Raw genomic sequence first — 18,557 nt, forward strand, 5'->3', positions numbered from 1 at the left:
GTGAGTCGTCGTTGACTTGCTCGGAGGAAAGCAGCAGGCAGGGTGACTTTGCTCTGTGTAGTGAATAGAGACGGCTCTCTTGATTGATAGGCATTGAGTACCGAGAGGGAATGTCCCTGCCTCCCCTTCGTCTACCCGTGTATGTGGGCTTGTGTGGAGACGGCAGGGCAGGGCTGGACACGGAGACCAGGGACCACCTGAGAGGGGCACGCAGAGGGTCAGAGGGCTTCTGTGCCCAGGGGCTATGGCCCTGCTCAGTCGAGTGTCAGGAGTCCTCAACGGATGCCCTGCTAGCGCTAGGCAAGTCGCCTCATCACCTCCGATCCACTTGACCTGTGCTGTCGTGCCTGGTCAACTGAGGTTCCGCCACATCGCTTGTGAGAGCTACCTGCAAAGCGAGTTACGCCGGTTCGATTCCGGTCACGGCCTCCAACGCCTTTGACCAGGCAAATCAAAAGGGCGGCGCCCGATGAGGGTGCCGCCCCCTTGGGTCGTCCGTCTCCATTGCCGTCTCAGTCCCGGACCCACCGAACGTCTCAGCCTCTCGGCCACGTCTGCCGGTCGTCAGCTCGCGAGTGCTTCGCCGAGCCTGGCGTGGGCGGCGCCGGGAAGCACTTGGTGCAAGGTCTCGGCGCGGGCTCGGACGAGGCCGTCGCGGTACGCCTCGGGGAGCCGTTCCCAGATGGCGACCGCCTTGTCGGCTGCCGCGGTCGGGTCGCCGTCGGTGTGGGCGCAGATGGCCGCGTCCATCTCCAGCAGGGCGCGGGTCATGACGGACGGCGAGCGGGTGAGGGCGAGCGCGGCCTCCTGCTCGGCGTACGCCTCGCGGGTGCGGCCGAGGAGCGTGAACGCCTGGGAGAGGTGAACGTGGTGCTTCTGAAGGGGGTAGCCGAACCAGGTGTCGGCGGCCTGGGTGCCGTCCAGGTGCTCGGCGATGAGGCGGGCGTCGGCGACCGAGCGGAGAGCGCCCCGTTGGTCTCCGATCGCGGCGAGCGCGCGGGCGTTGACGGCCGCCGCGAGGGCGGCAGCGGCGGACGGGTTCGGCCCGGCTTCGGCTCGGGCACGACCCGCGAGGTCGGCGGCGGCCTTCGGGGCACCGTAGTTGAGGGGGACCATCGCGTGCCGTGCCAGCGCCCAGGCGAGCATCTGCCGGTCGCCGGACTCGCGGGCTGCCTGCTCGGCGGTGGTGAACCAGCCGTGGGAGTCGCGCTGATCGCTGCGGTCGTGCTGGATGATCGCCACAAGCCCGGTGATGCCAGCGGCCGTTCGGGCAAGGTCGGCTCGCGCGGCAGCCGCGTGCGGACGGCTGAGGACATCGCGCAGCAGGTCGAGGTCGTCGCGCATCTGCGTCAGGACGACGGTGGGAGGACGGCCGCGGTAACCGCCGCGGTGCCGCCCGAAGGCACCGTCGAGGTAGGCGAGGTCGCCAGCATCGGAGCCGGTCAGCGCCGCGTTGATGCCCTGGCGCGCTTCCGCGATGCCGGGCAGAGCCACCGCACCCGTTGCCGCCGCTGCTGCCGCCCCAAGGAACTGCCGTCGGTCCACCTCCGTGCCCTCCTCTCCCCCCCCCTCACCACTATCCGGGCGGTTCTGACGTCTGCGCCACTGCTTACTCGCCGCGACCGCCCGGACGATCTTCTCCACCGGCAGGCCGTACACCTCGCCCAGCAGCGGGTGCCAGGCGGGGACGGGTAAACGACGTTCGGTTTCCCAGCGTCAGCACCAAGAGCGGTATCACCGTGACCGGTTACCTGCCCTCCTGGGCCGCCGAAGATCCCAGCAGAACGGACATCCTTCCCGAGAGGCTCTCCACCGAACTGATCGACCTGACGCACTGGAGCCCCTTCGATGGGCAGCCGATAAGCATCCACAACCCTGCGTACGCGAACGACGACGGCCGGGCCGGCGAGGCTGAGGCCAGCCTCTTGAGCGGCAGCATCACTTGCTACCCCTACAGCGAAGACGTAGAGGAACGGGTCCCGTCCGCCAATGTCCGCGTTGTCGACGACCTCTGGATCAACAACCTCACACCCGACGACATCGTCGCCCTCGCCGTCAAACTCCGCGCCCAAGCCGACTATTTCGAGAACGACGTCGCTCCCGCTCTCCAACGTGCCCGAAGCGACTGGGAATCCCACCAACACTTCCGCGTGCGCAATCACGAGCAATCCGCGATGAGTTGAAACGCTGCCCTTCCTAGCGTTGTGAGTGAAGGACGGATCCATCCGTGGAGAGGTCCCCGGAACACTACGCGCACGGCGTCTCGCGTAGCGGACAGCGGATAACGCAGCAATCGAGCAAAGGAGGTGTGCCGTGGAGAAGACTCTGCGAGGAATTCGTGCCGGTGGAGAGGGAGACGGGCAGCCGGGGACACCGTGGACGCCGCCGCAGGAGCCGCCGAATCCGGAGGGGTCCGCGCCGCCCGGGGACGGGACGCATCGGAAGTGACATCGATCGAACGGGGCGGGGACTGCTGGCGCACCGGCTCGGCGGCGAGAAGGTGACGACCGTCGAGGTGGACGCGGCCGTGGCGGCAGCGGCCCGGGAGTCGCTGCGAAGGGCGGGGCTCGGCCCGACGGTGGTGACGGGGGACGGATACGGCGGGCACCTGCCGGGCGCGCCGTACGACCGGGTCATCGCCACGTGCGGGATGCGCGAGATCCCGTACGCCTGGGTCGAGCAGACGGCACCCGGCGGGATCGTCGTGGCGCCGTGGGGGACGCGTTACGGGAACGGTGACGCCGTGGCACGGCTGGTCGTCGAGGACGGGGTGGCGTCGGGGCGGTTCACACGGCTGGTCAGGAGGGCCGCCGTACGGCACGGCGATTACGTATCGCAGGAGGGCGCGGACGGCGCCGACGCGTCCACAACCACCGTCACCGAGGCGGAATTCCACACCGGGCGGTACACCCAGTACGGACCGCGTCGACTGTGGGACGAGGTGGAGGCCGCCTTTCGTTGGTGGACGGGCCGGGGAAAGCCGGGGGTCGAGCGCTTCGGGCTGACGGTCGACGCCGGCGGACAGTACGTGTGGCTGGACGATCCGGCCGCGTCCTGGGGGATCTGAGCGAAATCACTCTCGAAGCACGAAACAGGGAGGGGTCCCCGTTTCGTGTTACGGTCGGCGGGACGAGTAAACGGGGGGTGGTCCCCGTTTCTGCGATGTCGGGAGGCGCTCATGGGTACGCAACACCTCACTGTCCAACTCGCTGACCTGACCGACGACTTCACGGCGGATCCGTACTCCGCGTTCGCCGCGCTGCGGGTACGCGGGGCGGTGCACCATGTGCGGTTCCCGACCGGGGACGAGTCGTGGCTGGTGGTCGGGCACGAGGAGGTGCGGGCGGCGTTCGTCGACCCCAGGCTGCGCAATGACGTGCGGCACTCGGCGGACTTCGGGGACGACGGGCTGTACTCCGTGGGCCTCAACATGCTCCAGGTCGATCCGCCGGACCACACGCGGCTGCGGACCCTGGTGGCCCGCGAGTTCACCGCCCGCCGCGTCCAGGCGCTGCGCCCCCGCGTACGGGAGGCGGCCGGGGCGCTCCTGGACGACGTGGCCGCCGCGCGCCGCGCCGACCTCGTGGCCGCGTACGCGTATCCGCTGCCGCTCACCGTCATCTGCGAGCTGCTCGGCGTACCGGACATGGACCGGGCCGCGTTCCGGGAGTGGTCCACGAAGGTCGTCGCGCTCGACGAGCCGGAGGAGTCCGCCCGCGCCGCGCGGGAGATGGCCGCGTACCTCGCGGAGCTGGCGGAGGGCAAGCGGCGACTGCGGGACGCGGCGGAGAGCGATCTGCTGCACGCCCTGGTCCGCGACCACGACGGAGACGCCGACGACCGGCTCACCCCGGAGGAACTGCTCGGCATGGCCTTCCTGCTGCTCGTGGCGGGGCACGAGACCACCGTCAACCTCATCGCCAACGCCGTCCACCTGCTCCTCGGCAACCCCGGGCAGCTCGCCGCCCTGCACGCCGACCCGGAGTTGCTGGCGGGCGCGGTGGAGGAGACGCTCCGCTTCGAGTCCCCGGTGCCCGCGGGCACGTACCGCTACACCGCGGAGCCGGTCGAGCTGGGCGGCGCCCGGATACCGGCGGGCGCGCGCGTCGTGCTCTCCATCGCCGCCGCGAACCGCGACCCCGCGCGCTTCCCCGACCCCGACCGGTTCGACATCCACCGCGACGCGGCCTCGACCCGCGCCCACCTCGCCTTCGGCTACGGCCTGCACCACTGCCTGGGCGCCCCGCTGGCCCGGCTGGAGGCGAATCTGGCCCTGCGCGTCCTGCTGGACCGCTTCCCCGGCCTGGCCTTCGACGGCGACGGCGCGCCGCGGTGGCGCACCAGCCTCATGCGGAGCCTGCACGACCTGCCCGTGCGCTGGTAGCCACGGGCAGCTCGGTAGCATCCGTACCGGGGAGCACTCTCCGGTACGGATACGGATACGGATACGGGCGCGGGCGCGGATACGGGCGCGGGCGCGGATACGGGCACACCGGGGCAAGAGCCAAGGGGCAGGGGCCGGAGGAGGCACGATGGGCGGTGACGCGCCGACGGGGCGCCGCGACTCGCTGCGCAACCGGCGACTGCTGACGCGGACGGCCCGCGAGGTCTTCGCGGAACAGGGCCTGGACGCCCCGCTCGACGTCATCGCCCGGCGCGCGGGCGTGGGCAACGCGACCCTCTACCGCCACTTCCCGACCCGCGCCGCGCTCGTGGACGAGGTCTTCAGGGACGCGCTGTCCGGGACCATGGACGCCGGGGAGCGGGCGCGGGCCGCCGAGGACGCGTGGACGGGGCTGACGCGGTACCTGCACGCCGTGTTCGCGACGCTGGCCGCGGACCGCGGCACCAACGACCTCATGACCACGAGCCTGGAGGGCGTCGCCTCGCTGGAGGCCGTCCACGCCCACAACCACGCCACCGTCACCGACCTGCTGCGGCGCGGCCAGGCGCAGGGCACCGTACGCCCGGACCTCACCACCGAGGACGTGCTGCTCGCCCTCGCGGCGCTCGGCAGGGTCGTGCCCGCGCTGAACGCCGTCGCGCCGGACGCCTGGGCCCGGCCGCTCGCCCTGCTCCTCGACGGCTTCCGGGCCGTCCCGGCCGCGCCGGACCTGCCCGCGCCGCCCCCGCCCGCGCCGGACCTGCCCGCGCCGCCCCTGACCGCCGCCCAGCTCGGCGACGTGCTTCTCGGACTCGGGCCGCACCGGCACCGGCGCCGCTGACGGGGTGAACGGCCGAGCAGGCGGAAATACTGAGGAGGCCGCGGCGGTTGCCGCCGATATGGCGACTTTGGGACTGATCGGCAGCGGAAACATCGGCGGCACCCTGGCCCGGCTGGCGGTCGACAGCGGGCTCGATGTGGTGCTCAGCAACTCCCGGGGGCCGGAAACCCTCGCGGACCTCGTCGCGGAGCTCGGTTCGCGAGCCCGCGCGGGTACGGCGGCGGAGGCGGCCGACGCCGGGGACTGGGTGGTGGTGACGGTGCCGGTCAAGGCGTACCCGCGGATTCCGCGGGAGCCGCTGGCGGGCAAGACCGTGATCGACACCGGCAACTACTACCCGCAGCGCGACGGCGACATCCCCGAGCTGGTCGAGAAGGAGACCACCGACAGCGGCCTGCTCCAGGGGTATCTCGACGGGGCCCACGTGGTGAAGGCGTTCAACAACATCTTCTTCAAGCACCTGGCGGCGCTGCCGCGTCCGGCGGGAGCGGCGGACCGGAGCGCCCTGCCCATCGCCGGTGACGACGCCGGCGCGAAGGCGCACGCCGCTGAGCTGCTCGGCCTGCTCGGCTTCGACACCGTGGACGCCGGGCCGCTCGCCGAGGGCCGGCGCTTCCAGCCGGGCACGGCGGCGTACGGGCTGCCCTACGCCGACACGTCGGTGGCCGACTTCATGGCGGAGCCCCCGGCACCGGCCTCCGTCGCCGACATCGAGGCGGCTCTGGCGGCGGCGGAGAGCTGAAGCCGGGTCAGCCGGGCGCCGAAGCCGGGCGCCGGAGCCGGGCTGCCGTCCGCTCCGCTCCTGCCGCGATTGGCCCAGGATTTTGAGGCGGGAGTGGTACGAGGGCGCGGGGCGGTCAGGCCGTAGCGTCGTCGGTATGAGTGAGCGAGTGGATTACGCGAAGCACGCGCCGGACGCGTTCCGGGCGATGCTGGCGTTCAGCCAAGCGTCGGCGAAGGGGCTCGACCCGGTGGTCGCGGAGCTGGTGAAGATCAGGGCGTCGCAGATCAACCGGTGCGCGTTCTGCCTGGACATGCACGTCAAGGACGCGCGCAAGGCCGGGGAGAGCGACCAGCGGATCTTTCTGCTGAGCGCGTGGGAGGAGACCGAGGGGGTCTACTCGGACAAGGAGCGGGCGGCGCTCGCGCTGACGGAGGCGGTGACGCTGCTGACGGAGGGCTTCGTGCCGGACGAGGTGTACGCGCGGGCTGCCGGGCAGTTCGACGCGGACGAGTTGGCGCGGCTGGTGGCCGCGATCGTGGCGATCAACGCGTGGAACCGGTTCAACGTGACGTTCAGGACGCAGCCGGGGGCGACCGCGTGAGCGGGGCGAGTACGGCGGGCGCGGCGGCGCTGCTGGCGCTGCATCACGGGCGGTCCGTGGACGACCCGTTGGTGCTGCCGGGCCCCTGGGACGCGGCCAGCGCCCGCGTCTTCGCGGACGCGGGTTTCCCCGCGCTGGCGACGCCGAGCGCGGGCGTATCGGCCTCGCTGGGCTACGAGGACGGTGAGGCTCCGGCCGACGAGATGTTCGCCGCGATCCGGCGGATCACGCGGGCCGTGGACGTGCCCGTCTCGGCGGACGTCGAGGCCGGATACGGGCTGTCCGCCGAGGAGTTGGTCGAGCGGCTGCTGGGGGCCGGGGCCGTCGGCTGCAATCTGGAGGACTCCGAGCCGGGGGCCAGGGGGCTGGTCGAGCCCCAGCGGCAGGCGGACCGGCTCGCGGCCGTCCGCGCCGCCGCCGGGGACACCCTGGTCATCAACGCGCGCGTCGACACCTTCCTGCGCGGCGACCGCACCACCGGCGCCGCCGTCGAGCGCTGCCGCCTGTACGCCGCCGCCGGAGCCGACTGCGTCTACCCCATCCTCGCCCCGCCCGCCCTCCTCCCCGAGATCGCCTCCGGAGTCGGCACCCCCGTCAACGCCCTCTGCCGCCCCGGCGGCCCCTCCCCCCGCGAACTCGCCTTCATGGGCGCCACCCGCGTCACCTTCGGCGGCGGCCTCCAGCAACAAGCCCTGGAAGCCGTCCGCGAAATGGCGACCGGCATGCGCCTGTGACCCGCCGGGCGCGCGTCGCGTAAAGGCGCCGGGCCACGGTGTTCAGGGGCGCGGTGGACCGGCACGCTCAGCCGTGGCCGCGCCCCTGAAAAGCTCAACCCGCCCGGGAGAGGCCAGGACCTGTCCGGCGGATCACGAACGGCCCCTTCGGCCCCTGGCACGCACGCCGCGTTGCCGAAATACCCGAATAGCTCCGCTACGAGGCCATCCCGGCGCCTTGCGCTCGCACATACCAGGCACCGCCTGGACCGCCCATGATCCGCCGGACGGGCCCTAGTTCTGGGGCTTGACCACGGCGGCTTGGGGGCGGATGGGGAGGCGGGGGACGGGGCGGGCGGTGGCGGCGCGGACGGCGGCGGCCACCGCGGCGGGGGCGGTGACGACGGGGACGGCGGAGACGGCCTTGGCGCCGAAGGGGGCGAGGACGTCGCGCTCCTCGACCAGCCGGATGATGCGGACCGTGGGGGCGTCGAGGGCGGTCGGCAGGCAGTAGCCGGTGAGGCTGGGGCGTTTGACGATGCCCCGGGGCGCGCGGAGGTCCTCCATCAGGGCGAGGCCGACGCCCTGGGTGATCCCGGCCTCGATGCGGGCGGCGAGCTGGCGGGGGTTGAGGATGCGGCCGACGTCCTGGGCGACGGCCATCTCCACCACGCGCACGGCGCCCAGTTCGATGTCGACGTCGACCACGGCGCGAATCGCGCAGAAGGTGAGGCCGACGAAGGCGTCGCCCTGGCCGGTGTCGTCGAGACGGTCGGTCGGGTGCGGGCGGCACTGCGCGGTGGCCCACAGCTCCTTGCCGTCGAGAGTCTCGGCGACGGTGGTGGACAGGACGCCGTCGTACGAGGTGATCTTGCCGTCGGCGATGGACAGCAGCTCCACGGACATGCCGAACTTGGCGGCGAGCGGCTGGAGCAGCTGGGTGCGTACCATCTTGGCCGCGCGCTCGACGGCGCCGCCCGACACCCAGGTGTGGCGTCCGCGCGCGGAGGGTCCCGACGGCGGCTGGTCGGTGTCGGACGGCAGCACCTGGACGTCGTCGATGCCGAGGACTTCCTGGACGATCTGCCGGGCCAGCGTGGTGAATCCCTGGCCGGTCTCGACGGCGGCGCAGATGACGGTGGCACGGCCGTCGTGGACGCGTACGGTCGCGGTCGACACCTCGTCGGCGCCCTCGGCGCCGAGCACGTGGACCATGCCGAGCGCGTAGCCGACCCCGCGCCGTACCGCGCCCGGCTCGCCCGCGCCCGAGGTGCCGCCGGGCAGCAGCCACTGCGACTCGTCGTCGCCGTCGGGCAGCGGGGGCAGCTCGGCGTCGCGTACGGCCTTCAGCAGCTCGCCGACGGGCGCGGGGCAGGTGACGGTCTGGCCGGTGGGCAGCAGGTCGCCGGTGGCCAGGACGTTGCGCATCCGGATCTCGGCCGGTTCCAGGCCGACCTTCGCGGCGAGCTTGTCCATCTGGCCCTCGTACGCGGCGCAGACCTGGAGGGCGCCCTCGCCGCGTACGTGTCCTGACGGCGGGTTGTTGGTGCGTACGGCCCAGCCCTCGACGAAGACGTGCGGGACGACGTAGGGACCGGCCGCGAAGGCCACGGCGGCGGCGAGCGCGTCGGAGGAGGCGTCGGCGTACGCGCCCGCGTCGAGCAGGATCTGCGCCTCGACCTTGACCAGGCGGCCCTCGGCGTCGGCGTGGTGCCGGTAACGCAGCAGGGTGGGGTGGCGGTGGGCGTGGCCGAGGAAGGACTCCTCGCGGGTGGCCACGAATTTGACCGGGCAGCCGGTCTTGAGCGCGAGCAGGCCGAGCGGGAGCTGGACGCCGGAGTCCTCGCGGTCGCCCATCGCGCCGGGAACGCCGGTGACGACGACCTTGACGCGGTCGGGTTCGAGGCCGAAGCAGGCGGCGGCCAGGTCGCGGTCGGCGTGCGGGTCGGTGGAGGCGACGTACAGCTCGACGCCGCCGTCCGGGCGCGGGACGGCGAGTCCGGCCTCGGCGCCGATCGGGGCCGGGTCCTGGCGGCCGACCCGGTACAGGCCCTCCACGATGACGTCGCCGACCGCGTCGGGGTCGCCGAAGCGCAGCGGGATGTGCCGGATCAGATTGCCGTCGGGGTGCAGCGGCTCGGCGGCGAACGCCTTCTCGGGGTCGGTGACCGGCTCCAGCACCTCGTACTCGACGAGGATCGCGGCGGCGGCCAGCCGGGCGGTGTCGGGGTGGTCGGCGGCGACGGCGGCGATCGGCTCGCCGTGGTGCCGCACCAGGTCCTCGGCGAAGACCGGGCGGTCCGCGACCCGGCGGCCGTGCATCGCGTCGCCCGGCACGTCCTCGTGTGTGACGACGGCCCGCACGCCGGGCATCGCGACGGCCTCGCTGGTGTCGATCCGGGTGATCCGCGCGTGCGGGTACGGCGAGCGCAGCACGGCCGCCCACAGCAGCCCCTCGGCCCACAGATCCGCCGCGTACGGGTACGTGCCCTGCGCCTTCTGGAGCGCGTCGGCCGACGGCAGCGACACGCCGATCCCCCGTACCGCCCCCGAGCCCGCCAGGGTCTCCGCGACGGGCCCCGGTCCGTCGATGATGCCGGTCATGCGGCGCCTCCCGAGGGGCCGCCCTGGTGCGGGACGCGGGCGGTGGAGGAGGCCGCGGACGACGGGTTGTCGGGGTCGTCGGCGGCGGCCTCGCGGGCGGCGACGACCTGGTCGACGGCGTCGAGGACGCCGCGGTAGCCGGAGCAGCGGCAGAGGTTGCCGCACAGCGCCTGGCGGGTCTCCAGGTCGGTGGGTCTGTGGTTGCCCTCCAGCAGGTCGTGCACCGTCATCGCCATGCCGGGGATGCAGAAGCCGCACTGTACGGCGCCGGATTCGGCGAGCGCGCGCTGGACGTCGGAGGGGCGGCCGTCCACGCTCAGTCCTTCGACGGTACGGACCTCGCTGCCCGCCGCGGTGGCCGCGGGCACCAGGCAGGAGGCGACCAGACGGCCGTCGACCTGGACGGAGCAGGCCCCGCACTCGCCCTGTTCGCAGCCGTCCTTGGCGCCGGCGAGGCCGAGGCGTTCGCGCAGCACGTAGAGCAGGGACTCGCCGAGCCAGGCGTCGGTCACCGGGCGGTCGGCGCCGTTGACCCGCAGGACGTAGGAGGCGAGGGGGTGTTCGCTGTGGGTCTCCTCGACGGGTTCCGGCTCCGGCTCCGGCTCGGCCTCGTCGGCCGCGAGGTCGCCGTCCGCCGCCGCCTCCGCCGTGTCGGAGTCCGGGGCTGCGGCCGGTGCAGGGGCGTCGGGGGCGTCCGGGGCGAGGGCGTCCGGGAGCGGCCCGGCCAGGCGCAGTTCGTCCGGCGCATGTCCGTCCGGTACGAAGCCGTCCGGTACGCGGCCGTTCGCCACCAGCTCCTCGCCGCCGTCGAGCGCGGGCAAGCCCGGCAGTGCGGACAGGCCGTCCAGGCCGCCCGGCAGGGCGTCGAGGCCGCGGAGACCGTCGAGCGCGGACAGGCCGTCGACGCCGTCGAGCGCGCCGATCCCGGTGAGCGGGGTGAGGCCGTCCGACAGGCCCTCGGGGTCGTGCAGCGCGCCCGCGCTGCCGGGGCTCTCGGGGTCGCCGGGGGCGCGCGTCCTGGCCGCCGGGTCGCGGTCGGTGTCGTAGTCGACGTCGTGGCCGCTGTGGACGTTGCGGTCGTTGCGCGCGAACGCGCTGTCGGCGGTGGCCTGGTGTCCCGCGCCGGGCGGCGGGCCCTCCGGGTCGTCGACGGCCGCGGACCAGGCGGCCTGGGTGGGCGGCCAGGGCAGCCCCTCGTCAACTCCCGCGCCGAGGCCCGTGCCCAGACCCGTACCGGGGTCGATGCCGGTGCCGACACCGCTGAAGTCCCACTGGCCGGTGAGCTGGTCCTGCGGTGTCCCCTGCCCGGCCTGGGCCTGAGCGGCCGCCTGAGCCGCCGCCTGGGCCTGAGCGGCAGCCGCCGCGCCCTGCCCGAACATCCCCGCGGGGAAGGACTGCGTGGGCGCGGGTGACGGCGCCTGGTCCCACGGCGAGGCGAACGAGCCGACGGAGAACTCCCCCGAGTCGCCGTCCGCGTCATCTTTTATGACCGGGATCGACCACTGGGTGACCGGGTCGCCCTCACCGGTGACGGGCGGTCCCGCCGGGCCGTGCGCGCCGAGCGGGTCCTCGCCCGGCCGCGGCTCCGGCGGCAGTTGGGCCGCGAAGGAGACGTGCATGGTCTGGTCGGGGTCGTAGTCCCCGCCGCCGGGCACGGGCTGCCAGGTCCCCGACGTACCGGGCGACGTGCCGGACCCGCCGGACGTGCCCGACCTGTCGTCGGTGCCGGGCGCGCCCGGCTGCGGCTGGTCGGTCATGCCAGTGCCCTCCCGAGCGCTCGACGGGACAGTGCGGCCACGGTACGGCGTAGCTGGACGGCGGCGGGCGGCAGTTCGACACCTTCCTGGTCCGGGATGCACGCGGCGGCCACGTACTCACCGAAGGCCGTGCACGCCTCGGGGGCGAGATTGCGGTCGCCGTCCCAGTCGATGAGGCCCGCGACCCACTGCTCGGCCTCCAGGGGCCGCAGCGGCACCGGCGCGACCGCGCCCACCGAGCAGCGCACCTGGCGGCGCGCGGGGTCGACCACGAGCGCGACGGAGGCGACCGCGCGGCCAGGGCCGGTGCGCCCGGTGGCCTTGAGGAAGGTCTGCGGCGCGTGCAGCAGCGGAATCCTCACGAAGGCGAGGAGTTCGCCGGGGCGCAGCGGGTCCATGCCGGTGAGCAGGTGGCTGACCGGGAGTTCGCGGTCGCCCTCGGGTCCGGCGACGATGACGCTGGCCTCCAGCGCGGCGAGCACCGGGAGGGCGTCGCCGGTCGGGGCCGCGGTCGCGATGTTGCCGCCGAGGGTGCCCGCGTTGCGGATCTGCGGCGGTCCCGCGGAGCGGGCGGCGGCGGCGAGCGCGGGGATGAGGGCGGCGAAGTCCGGCCGCCCCATCCGCGCGTGGGTCAGTCCGGCGCCGAGCAGCGCCGCGCCGTCCGCGTACTGCCAGCCGCGGATCTCACTGATCCGGCCGAGGCCGACCAGCGCGTCCGGGCGCAGCAGCCCGGAGTTCACCGCCGCCATCAGGTCGGTGCCGCCTGCGACGGGCACGGCGCCGGGCATGGCGGCGAGCGCCTCCACCGCCTCGTCGAGCGAGGACGGCAGCGTCACGTTCTCCGCCGTCTGCCGTGCATACGTGCTCACGCAGCCTGCCCCTTCCCGGCCTTCCTCCGTCGCGCGGTAGCCGTACCGTACGTGCTCACAGCCTGGACGTGGCAACTCTGGCACATGTTCCACGGTGGTCAACGCGAGGGTCCACGAAGTACCGATCCGTCCGTCACGGGCGCGATCGTACGGCTCTGACGGAATCAACCGCTGTGCCGGAATTGCCATCCTTCGGGTGTGTTGCGACGGTACGCCAGTCCACCGTGCCAGCTCCGCCCGCGCCGGGTGCGGAAGTTGCGGAATCAGTCACACGATCGGGGGCGGACCGTCCTTGGGACGGCCGAGGACTCCGGGGCGGCGCTGCCACGGCAGCGGGCCGCCCGGCGGCCGGTACTCCACGCCCAGGGCGTCCAGGCGGGCGTAGTGGGTCCGCATCCGGGCCTCGAATTCCGGCCAGTCGCGCTCGTCGGCGGCGGGCAGGTCCGACCAGGCGACCTCGGCGAAGGCGGCGAGCCGCGGGAAGGCCATGTAGTCCAGCACCCTGACGGAGTCCATGACCTCGGTCCAGATGTTGGCCTGCGTGCCGATGACGTGCGCCGCCTCCTTCTCGGTGAGCTGCGGCGGAACCGGCTCGAAGCGGAAGACGTCCTCCAGGCCGCGGGCGTGCGCGATCGGCACCGGCTCCCCGGGGTCCTCCGACTGCCGCCAGTCCAGGTAGACATGGGTCTGGGGGCACATGACCACGTCGTGCCCCGCCTTGGCCGCCGCGATGCCGCCCGCGTATCCCTGCCACGACGACACGGCGGCGCCCTCGGCGAGGCCGCCCTCCAGGATCTCGTCCCAGCCGATCAGCCGCCGGCCGCGCTCGGTCAGCCAGTGGTCGAAGTGGCCGATCATCCAGCTCTGGAGCTCGTCCTCGTCCTCCAGGCCCAGCTCCTGCATCCGCTCCTGCGCCGAACGCGAGGCGCGCCACTGGTCCTTGGGACACTCGTCGCCGCCGACGTGGAAGAACTCGCCGGGGAACAGCTCCAACAGCTCGGCGAAGACGTTCTCGTAGAAGCGCAGGGTGCTCTCGGCGGGCGAGAGCACGTTGGGGTTGACGCCCCACGTGGTCAGCACCGGGAGGGCCGAGGCGTCGAGGACGTCGGTGTTGCCGAGCTCCGGATACGCGGCGATGGCCGCCTGCGAGTGGCCGGGGATGTCGACCTCGGGGACGACGGTGATGTGCCGCTCGGCGGCGTACGCGACGATCTCGCGGATGTCGTCCTGGGTGTAGTAGCCGCCGTGCGGGCGCTCGTCCCACAGCGGCGACTCGCGCAGCCCGACCTTCGTGCGCTCCCGCCACGCGCCGACCTCGGTCAGCTTCGGGTAGCGCTTGATCTCCACCCGCCAGCCCTGGTCGTCGGTGAGGTGGAAGTGCAGCACGTTCAGCTTGTGGGCGGCCATCAGGTCGAGGTACTTGAACACGACGTCCTTCGGCATGAAGTGCCGTGCCACGTCGAGCATGAAGCCGCGCCAGGCGAAGCGGGGGGCGTCCTGTATCCGGCAGGTCGGCACGCGCCACTCGCGCTCCCCCAGGGGCGCCCGGCGGAAGGCGTCGGCCCCCAGGAGCTGGCGCAGGGTCTGCGCGCCCCAGAAGACGCCGGCGGGGCTCCCGCCGAAGACGTGCACGCCGGAGTTGGGCGCCGCCATGATGCGGTAGCCCTCGGGGCCCAGGTCCCTGGCCACCTCCTCGTCCACCGCCAGCCGGATCACGTCCTTCCCTGACGGCTCCACCGGCGCCAGCGGCAGGCCCGTCGCCGCCGCGAGCACTCCGCGCAGCCAGCGCGCGGCGCCTTCGGCGCCGGGGCTCGCGGTGAGGGTCGTCTCGGGCCCGAGGACGAAGGCGTCGTCGGTGCCGTACGGGGTCTGATGGCGCGGGGCCGGAATGAGGTCCATGGGGGTCATCCTCACCCGAAATCTGCGATTGGCATAGACCAATCCCGCAGCTGGCCGGCTGAGGACGGTTCTCCGACTGCGGAAGCGTCGCGGCTGGTCGCGCAGTTCCCCGCGCCCCTGAAAAGACCGGCACACCGCCCACCGCAAACGTGCCCCCGCAGGGGCGCGGGTGAAGGCGGCGGGCACGGGCCCCGAAGGGGCGCGAGGAACTGCGCGACAAGCCCCCGCAGGGGCGCGGGTGAAGGCGGCGGGGGGAACGTACCCCCTTATCGGGACCCGCGGTCAGAAGGCGGCAGCCGCCCTCTCGCGTTGGGCGCGCACAGCCAGCAGGACGGTCAGGGTCACGCCGAGGAGCAGCCACGCCAAGTGGGCGACGGTGAGAGCCTGCCACGCGGAGTGGGGGACGTCGGGGGCGGAGGCCAGGGCGAGGGTGGCGCCCAGCAGCGCGAGCACGGCCGCGAGCTGCACACGCCCGTTCCAGCTCCGCAGGAACGCGCGTTCGGCGAAGGGCCCGCCGTACCACCAGCGGACGGCGAGGCCGACGACGACCACGGCGGCCAGACCGGCCGCGGTCACGGCGGAGACCGCCCACAGCGGCCACGGCGCGCGCTGCCGTTCCTTGTCGCAGGGCAGCACGGTGGTGACCAGCGGCACCAGCGGGAGTACGGCGACGGCGTTGATCTCCCGGACCCGCCGCAGCCAGGGATCGGCGGCCAGCTCCGTACGGACGGTGGCACGGATGCCCCGCAGCCGGGCGGGCAGCGGCGTACCGGAGCGGCGGCCGGCCACCGTCAGCAGGACCACGATCAGGACCAGGGCCGCCGCGGCCCCCGCGGCGGTGGCGATGATCTGCCAGACGTCACCGGTCGCGATCCGGAAGAGCTGGACGCCCACCAGGAGGGCGACGGCGATGATCCCGGCCAGTGCCCCGCCGCGCGGCGCGGTGAGCTGGCTGGGGTCGGCGCCGAGCATCAGCGCCCGCTCCACCGCGTTCTGGTGCTCGGCGCGGTGCCGTTTGGGCACCCGGCCGAGCAGCCCGCGCCCCGAGGTCAGGGAGCGGGCCAGCGCGACCTGGGCCTCGGCCTCCTGCGGGGCGAGCGCGACCGCGCGGCGGGCGGCGGCCACCGCGTCCGGCACCCGGCCGAGCCGCCGGTAGACGTCGGAGAGCAGCACCGACGGCTCCCAGCCGTCGGGGTCGGCGCCGGTGGCCCGCAGCGCGACGGTCAGCGCCGCGTGCGGCTCGTCCAGCGAGAGCAGCACGACCCCGGCCAGCACGAAGACGTCGGCCGCCTCCGCGGGCCCGGCCAGCGCCAGCGCCCAGTCGACCGACTCGCGGGCCTCGGGGCGCCGCTTCTCCTGCGCGAGGATCCAGGCGCGCAGCAGGTAGCCCGCACTGCCGTTGCGCTCCACGAAGGCATCGCTGACGAGGTCGTGCGCCTCGGCGAACCGGCTCTGCGCGACGAGCGAGTGCACCCGCTCGCCGTCGCTCGCGTCGTCGTCGCCGGGCGCGTCCGCCGCGCCGAACGCGCCGTCGTCACCCTGACCGCTGTCCACGTCCGCCCCTGTTTCCGCCGGCGAGGAGCGCGGACGTCAGCTCTTGCCGCCGCTGCCCTTGCCGGACTTGTCCTTGTCCCCGCCGCCCAGCGGCATGCCCTCGTAGATCTCCTTGCACATCGGGCAGACCGGGTACTTCTTCGGATCGCGTCCCGGGACCCAGACCTTGCCGCAGAGCGCGACGACGGGCGTGCCTTCCAGCGCGCTCGCCATGATCTTGTCCTTCTGGACATAGTGCGCGTAGCGCTCGTGGTCGCCGTCACCATGGGAGAGCTGCGGGGTCGGCTCGACCAGAGTGCCGGTGCCCGCCCCGCGCTCGGGCTCAAGAGTGCTCATAAGACTCAAGACTAGTTGAGAGACGGATCGTCGGGATACGTGGCCACCATGGCCAGCTCATTGCGCTGCCTGCGCAGCACCGAACGCCACAGCTGTTCGGGATCGGGCGAGGACACGTCGCCCGGCTCTGACTCGATCACGTACCAGGCGCCGTCGACCAGTTCCTTCTCCAGCTGGCCGGGCCCCCAGCCGGAGTATCCGGCGAAGATCCGCAGCGAACCCAGCTCGGCGGCGAGCAGTTCGGGCGGCGCCTCCAGGTCGACCAGGCCGATCGCGCCGTGCACCCGCCGCCAGCCCAGCGGGTCCGCGTCCTCGCCCTCGCGGACGTCGCCCGGCACCACGGCCAGGCCCAGCGCGGAGTCCAGCGAGACCGGGCCGCCCTGGAAGACCACCGGGGGCGCGCCCGCCAGCGGCGCCCAGGGCAGCAGGACGTCGCCGACGCCGACCGGCGTGGGCCGGTTCAGGACGACGCCGAGCGACCCCTCCGCGTCGTGGTCCAGGAGGAGCACCACGGCCCGGTCGAAGTTGGGGTCGGCGAGCGCCGGTGTGGCGACGAGCAGTCTTCCGGTGAGCGAGGACACCTCGGTCATGGGACACATGATCCCGCACAAACCCGCTGGGCGGAGCGGCAACCGCCACTCCCGGACATCCGCCGCCACAGCACTCCCGGACATCCGCCGGCACGGCGCGACACGCGGTACGGCGCACGGGCGGCGGACGGGGCAGCGGACGGTGTCCGGCCCGCCACGCACCGCGCTGTAGCGAAGTCATGACACGGGCCGAGGTTCACGGCAGCCGGGACGGGTCAGTAGGCGCATTACCATTTCTTCCTGCGCTCCGCGCGGCGAGCACCCCGGCCGCGCCCGGCCTCCCCCGTACGTGTCCCCCGTACCAACCGTTCCGAAGATCGCGAGATCCATGACCGACATCGCCGATGTACTGCTTGTTCATGGCGGAACCCCCCTCGTGGGCGAGATCCGTGTCCGCGGTGCGAAGAACCTCGTGCCCAAGGCCATGGTCGCCGCCCTGCTCGGCAGCGGACCGAGCAGACTCCGCAATGTCCCCGACATCCGTGACGTACGCGTCGTACGCGGGCTGCTCCAGCTCCACGGCGTGACGGTGCAGAGCGGCGAGGAACCGGGCGAGCTGGTCCTCGACCCGACGCGCGTCGAGAGCGCCAACGTGGCCGACATCGACGCCCACGCGGGCTCCTCCCGCATTCCGATCCTGTTCTGCGGCCCGCTGCTGCACCGGCTCGGCCACGCCTTCATCCCTGGCCTGGGCGGCTGCGACATCGGCGGCCGGCCGATCGACTTCCACTTCGACGTGCTGCGGCAGTTCGGCGCCACCATCGAGAAGCGCGCCGACGGCCAGTACCTGGAGGCGCCGCAGCGGCTGCGCGGCTGCAAGATCCGGCTGCCGTACCCGTCGGTCGGCTCGACCGAACAGGTGCTGCTCACCGCGGTGCTGGCCGAGGGCGTCACGGAGCTGTCCAACGCGGCAGTCGAGCCGGAGATCGAGGACCTGATCTGCGTCCTGCAGAAAATGGGCGCGATCATCTCGACGGACACCGACCGGACCATCCGGATCACCGGCGTCGACAAGCTCGGCGGCTACAACCACCGGGCGCTCCCCGACCGCCTCGAAGCCGCCTCCTGGGCGAGCGCGGCGCTGGCCACCGAGGGCAACATCTACGTCCGCGGCGCCCAGCAGCGGTCGATGATGACCTTCCTCAACACCTTCCGCCGGGTCGGCGGGGCCTTCGAGGTGGACGACGACGGCATCCGCTTCTGGCACCCGGGCGGCCCGCTCAACGCCATCGCGCTGGAGACCGACGTGCACCCCGGTTTCCAGACCGACTGGCAGCAGCCGCTGGTGGTGGCGCTCACCCAGGCGTCGGGGCTGTCCATCGTGCACGAGACGGTGTACGAGTCCCGGCTCGGCTTCACCTCCGCGCTCAACCAGATGGGCGCGCACATCCAGCTCTACCGCGAGTGCCTGGGCGGTTCCGCCTGCCGCTTCGGGCAGCGCAATTTCCTGCACTCCGCGGTCGTGTCGGGCCCGACCAAGCTCCAGGGCTCCGACCTGGTCATCCCCGACCTGCGCGGCGGCTTCTCGTACCTGATCGCGGCGCTGGCCGCGCAGGGCACCTCCCGTGTGCACGGCATCGACCTGATCAACCGGGGCTACGAGAACTTCCTCGCCAAGCTGGAGAGCCTGGGCGCCCACATCGAGCTGCCCCAGCCCGCGGGCGCGGTCGCTTCCTGAGCGATAC

At 73.1% G+C, this 18,557-nt stretch carries 16 protein-coding genes; 8 read left to right on the plus strand and 8 right to left on the minus strand.

What is annotated here, in order from left to right; all coding sequences use genetic code 11:
• Positions 1–564: 564 nt before the first annotated feature.
• Positions 565–1,545, minus strand: a complete 981-nt coding sequence (locus tag BGM09_RS25600) for a twin-arginine translocation signal domain-containing protein (RefSeq protein ID WP_317452893.1) — start codon at positions 1,543–1,545, stop codon at positions 565–567.
• A gap of 194 nt (positions 1,546–1,739) precedes the next feature.
• Between BGM09_RS25600 and BGM09_RS25605 the strand changes: the two genes are divergently transcribed.
• From BGM09_RS25605 to BGM09_RS25635, 7 genes are all read left to right on the plus strand, one after another.
• Complete coding sequence (locus BGM09_RS25605) at positions 1,740–2,183, plus strand: DUF6907 domain-containing protein (protein WP_188284061.1); 444 nt, start codon at positions 1,740–1,742, stop codon at positions 2,181–2,183.
• Positions 2,184–2,500: 317 nt separating this feature from the next.
• A complete protein-coding gene (locus BGM09_RS25610; protein ID WP_317452894.1) occupies positions 2,501–3,067 on the plus strand; it encodes a hypothetical protein in 567 nt (188 codons plus the stop codon).
• A gap of 111 nt (positions 3,068–3,178) precedes the next feature.
• Positions 3,179–4,384 carry a cytochrome P450 family protein gene (locus BGM09_RS25615; protein WP_188284062.1) on the plus strand — a complete coding sequence of 402 codons (1,206 nt, stop codon included), beginning with the start codon at positions 3,179–3,181 and terminating at the stop codon, positions 4,382–4,384.
• A gap of 148 nt (positions 4,385–4,532) precedes the next feature.
• The gene (locus BGM09_RS25620) at positions 4,533–5,225 is read left to right on the plus strand and encodes a TetR/AcrR family transcriptional regulator (protein WP_188284063.1); all 693 of its coding nucleotides are present in this window, start codon (positions 4,533–4,535) and stop codon (positions 5,223–5,225) included.
• Between the two features lie 58 nt (positions 5,226–5,283).
• Entirely contained in the window at positions 5,284–5,967 is a 684-nt protein-coding gene (locus BGM09_RS25625) for an NADPH-dependent F420 reductase (protein WP_188284064.1), read from the plus strand.
• 136 nt (positions 5,968–6,103) lie between these two features.
• The gene (locus BGM09_RS25630; protein WP_188284065.1) at positions 6,104–6,550 is read left to right on the plus strand and encodes a carboxymuconolactone decarboxylase family protein; all 447 of its coding nucleotides are present in this window, start codon (positions 6,104–6,106) and stop codon (positions 6,548–6,550) included.
• Complete coding sequence (locus BGM09_RS25635) at positions 6,547–7,284, plus strand: isocitrate lyase/phosphoenolpyruvate mutase family protein (protein WP_188284066.1); 738 nt, start codon at positions 6,547–6,549, stop codon at positions 7,282–7,284. The genes BGM09_RS25630 and BGM09_RS25635 overlap by 4 nt, the downstream gene beginning before the upstream one ends.
• 273 nt (positions 7,285–7,557) lie before the next feature.
• On the opposite strand, the gene BGM09_RS25640 is transcribed toward BGM09_RS25635, so the two are convergent.
• The 7 genes from BGM09_RS25640 to BGM09_RS25670 form a co-directional block, all read right to left on the minus strand.
• Positions 7,558–9,867 carry a xanthine dehydrogenase family protein molybdopterin-binding subunit gene (locus BGM09_RS25640; protein ID WP_188284067.1) on the minus strand — a complete coding sequence of 770 codons (2,310 nt, stop codon included), beginning with the start codon at positions 9,865–9,867 and terminating at the stop codon, positions 7,558–7,560.
• Complete coding sequence (locus BGM09_RS38005) at positions 9,864–11,624, minus strand: (2Fe-2S)-binding protein (protein ID WP_223187589.1); 1,761 nt, start codon at positions 11,622–11,624, stop codon at positions 9,864–9,866. The genes BGM09_RS25640 and BGM09_RS38005 overlap by 4 nt, the downstream gene beginning before the upstream one ends.
• On the minus strand, positions 11,621–12,493 hold the full coding sequence (locus BGM09_RS25650) for an FAD binding domain-containing protein (protein ID WP_317452895.1): 873 nt from the start codon (positions 12,491–12,493) through the stop codon (positions 11,621–11,623). Before BGM09_RS25650 ends, BGM09_RS38005 begins: the two co-directional genes overlap by 4 nt.
• A 267-nt stretch (positions 12,494–12,760) precedes the next feature.
• Entirely contained in the window at positions 12,761–14,392 is a 1,632-nt protein-coding gene (locus tag BGM09_RS25655) for a beta-N-acetylhexosaminidase (protein WP_188284069.1), read from the minus strand.
• A gap of 282 nt (positions 14,393–14,674) precedes the next feature.
• Positions 14,675–15,946: a hypothetical protein gene (locus tag BGM09_RS25660; RefSeq protein WP_188284070.1), complete on the minus strand. Its 1,272-nt coding sequence runs from the start codon at positions 15,944–15,946 to the stop codon at positions 14,675–14,677.
• A gap of 36 nt (positions 15,947–15,982) precedes the next feature.
• Positions 15,983–16,282 carry a DUF3039 domain-containing protein gene (locus BGM09_RS25665; RefSeq protein ID WP_093716639.1) on the minus strand — a complete coding sequence of 100 codons (300 nt, stop codon included), beginning with the start codon at positions 16,280–16,282 and terminating at the stop codon, positions 15,983–15,985.
• Between the two features lie 11 nt (positions 16,283–16,293).
• A complete protein-coding gene (locus tag BGM09_RS25670) occupies positions 16,294–16,872 on the minus strand; it encodes a YqgE/AlgH family protein (protein ID WP_188284071.1) in 579 nt (192 codons plus the stop codon).
• Between the two features lie 328 nt (positions 16,873–17,200).
• On the opposite strand from BGM09_RS25670, the gene murA reads away from it, so the two are divergent.
• Positions 17,201–18,550 carry a UDP-N-acetylglucosamine 1-carboxyvinyltransferase gene (gene murA / locus BGM09_RS25675; RefSeq protein ID WP_188284072.1) on the plus strand — a complete coding sequence of 450 codons (1,350 nt, stop codon included), beginning with the start codon at positions 17,201–17,203 and terminating at the stop codon, positions 18,548–18,550.
• Positions 18,551–18,557: the final 7 nt, after the last annotated feature.

This window comes from Streptomyces sp. CBMA29, assembly GCF_014596445.1.
Lineage (GTDB): Bacteria > Actinomycetota > Actinomycetes > Streptomycetales > Streptomycetaceae > Actinacidiphila.

Coding starts and splice junctions, on each gene's coding strand:
- BGM09_RS25665 (WP_093716639.1), bottom strand. CDS start 16,282: ATGAGCACTCTTGAGCCCGAGCGCGGGGCGGGCACCGGCACTCTGGTC.
- BGM09_RS25630 (WP_188284065.1), top strand. CDS start 6,104: ATGAGTGAGCGAGTGGATTACGCGAAGCACGCGCCGGACGCGTTCCGG.
- BGM09_RS25625 (WP_188284064.1), top strand. CDS start 5,284: ATGGCGACTTTGGGACTGATCGGCAGCGGAAACATCGGCGGCACCCTG.
- BGM09_RS25640 (WP_188284067.1), bottom strand. CDS start 9,867: ATGACCGGCATCATCGACGGACCGGGGCCCGTCGCGGAGACCCTGGCG.
- BGM09_RS25620 (WP_188284063.1), top strand. CDS start 4,533: ATGGGCGGTGACGCGCCGACGGGGCGCCGCGACTCGCTGCGCAACCGG.
- BGM09_RS38005 (WP_223187589.1), bottom strand. CDS start 11,624: ATGACCGACCAGCCGCAGCCGGGCGCGCCCGGCACCGACGACAGGTCG.
- BGM09_RS25655 (WP_188284069.1), bottom strand. CDS start 14,392: ATGGACCTCATTCCGGCCCCGCGCCATCAGACCCCGTACGGCACCGAC.
- BGM09_RS25670 (WP_188284071.1), bottom strand. CDS start 16,872: ATGACCGAGGTGTCCTCGCTCACCGGAAGACTGCTCGTCGCCACACCG.
- murA (WP_188284072.1), top strand. CDS start 17,201: ATGACCGACATCGCCGATGTACTGCTTGTTCATGGCGGAACCCCCCTC.
- BGM09_RS25615 (WP_188284062.1), top strand. CDS start 3,179: ATGGGTACGCAACACCTCACTGTCCAACTCGCTGACCTGACCGACGAC.